General features: G+C 44.7%; 2 protein-coding genes. Both read left to right on the top strand.

Translation table 11 applies throughout. The features are described 5' to 3' along the window. Positions 1-1,011 (top strand): ShlB/FhaC/HecB family hemolysin secretion/activation protein (locus tag ACFIJP_RS08690; RefSeq protein WP_375627001.1); only part of this gene is annotated, 1,011 nt, incomplete at its 5' end. A 25-nt stretch (positions 1,012-1,036) separates the two neighbouring features. Further along, positions 1,037-1,269 (top strand): hypothetical protein (locus ACFIJP_RS08695; protein WP_375627002.1); only part of this gene is annotated, 233 nt, incomplete at its 3' end.

The raw sequence follows: 1,269 nt of genomic DNA on the forward strand, positions 1-1,269 counted from the left end.
ACGGGTTATGCGCGTTATAGTGCGGGCTTGAGGGTAGAAAATATTTTAGGGATGAATGATGCGTGGGATTTTAACTATCAACGCAGTGAGCCCGATTATTGGGGTGGGAGCAAGCAAGAAGGACATAGCAATAACATTTCAGCGAGTGTGAGTATTCCCTACGGTTATTGGACCTTTGGTTTGAATGGCACTGTTTATAATTATCAAAGCATTATCCCTGGCAATTTTACCGATATTGAGACGACGGGGGATTCCAGTGAGTTGCACGCCAGTACAAGCAGGGTTCTTTACCGTGATGGTGTTTCCCTTACAACCTTGAATTTAGGTCTTTCTTATAAAAGAACCAACAATTACCTTCTTGGCAATAAGATTGAAGTGGGCAGCCGTCAATATAGTGTCGCCAATTTTGGCATTTCGCATTCGCGCCAGATGCTGGGTGGAACTTGGACTTTTGATGTGAGTTATTTGCAAGGGCTCCCTTTGTTTCATTCTGTCAAGAAGCACGATCCAGGGGCAGGGGATGCGGAGCCACAATTTGCCAAATTTACCGGTACGCTTAGTGTCATGACGCCTTTTAAGGTAGGGGGCTTGGACTTTATACTGAGCAATCTTTTGAGTGGTCAATATTCACCGCATAATTTATTGGGTGCTGAGCAGATTTCGTTGGGGGGTGCTTCCAATGTTCGTGGCACGCGTGAGAGTTTGCTTTTTGGCAATAACGGTTTTTTTAGCCGGAATGATTTGTTGTTACGCACCATTCCGTGGAGCAATCACGCGACCTTCAAAAAGGTTTTTGGAGAACTTCGCCCTTATGTTGGTTTGGATTATGGGCGTGTTTTTGCACAACCCTTGTATGGGATTAAGAGTGATCAGCTTGCCGGTTGGACAGCAGGTGTCAAGCTTGCGGGAGGCATGGTCTCTCTCGATGCTAGTTATTCCAGTATTTTTTGGAGCACAGTTAAGCACAAAAAATCAGGAACATTTTTTATGACATTAACAATGGAACTTTAAGCATTTTTTATTGGGGAGTTAACGTATGAGATATGAGAAGAGAGCAGAAAGAGCAGCTTTATTAGGTGTTTTGGTCTCCAGTACGATGCTCAAAAAGGTTTTATTTGGGGGACTTGGTTTTTCTTGTTTATTCGCACCTTCAGCGTTACAGGCGCAAATTACTGTGGATCCTAACGCTCATGCCGCCAATCGCCCAGATATAGTGGCAGCGCCCAATGGGGTTCCCTCGATTGATATTGTTACCCCCAATGGCAAGGG

Origin of the sequence: Bartonella sp. MU37NMGALS (genome assembly GCF_042194015.1) — a bacterium.
Classification (GTDB): Bacteria; Pseudomonadota; Alphaproteobacteria; order Rhizobiales; family Rhizobiaceae; genus Bartonella; species Bartonella grahamii.